This is a genomic window from Collinsella sp. LCP21S3_A9, from assembly GCF_052118785.1.
Classification (GTDB): Bacteria; Actinomycetota; Coriobacteriia; order Coriobacteriales; family Coriobacteriaceae; genus Collinsella.
Window position 1 is genome coordinate 1 of record NZ_JBQKGN010000065.1, and the last position, 585, is coordinate 585.

A 585-nucleotide genomic window follows, 5' to 3' on the forward strand; every position below is an offset into this window, starting at 1 on the left:
ATGAGGAGGAAGAGGAGGCCCTACAGCTCCTATGCGGGCGAGCCGACGCCGGCCCCGCCGAACCTCGTGCGCCGCGACTTCCGCTCGGCCCTGCCGAACTTCCTGTGGCTCACCGACATCACCGAGTTCAGGCTGCCCTCCGGCAGGAAGGTCTACCTGTCGGCCATCAGGGACTGCTTCGACTCCTCGGTCGTGGCGTGGAGGGCCGGCGAGAGACCGGACGCCGCGCTCGCCAACTCGACGCTCGAGGACGCCTGCGCGCTGCTCGCGCCCGGCGAGCGCCCCGTCATCCACTCCGACCGCGGCGGCCACTACCGCTGGCCCGGCTGGATCTCGATCTGCGAGGGGCACGGCCTCGCCAGGAGCATGTCCGCCAAGGGCTGCAGCCCGGACAACGCGGCGATGGAGGGCTTCTTCGGCCTGCTCAAGAGGGAGTTCTGGCACGGCAGGGACTGGTCGGGCTGGACCCCTGCCCGCTTCATCGAGGAGCTCGGGGGCTGGATCGGCCGATACAATACGGAGAGGCGCAGCGATGCGCTCGGCGGCCGCACGCCGGCCGAGTTCCGCGCCGCGCTGGGAAGGGCC

General features: G+C 71.3%; 1 protein-coding gene. It reads left to right on the top strand.

Annotated features, from left to right (window positions below; all coding sequences use genetic code 11):
* Positions 1 to 585 (top strand): IS3 family transposase (locus ACTQ05_RS09565; RefSeq protein WP_441538978.1); only part of this gene is annotated, 585 nt, incomplete at both ends.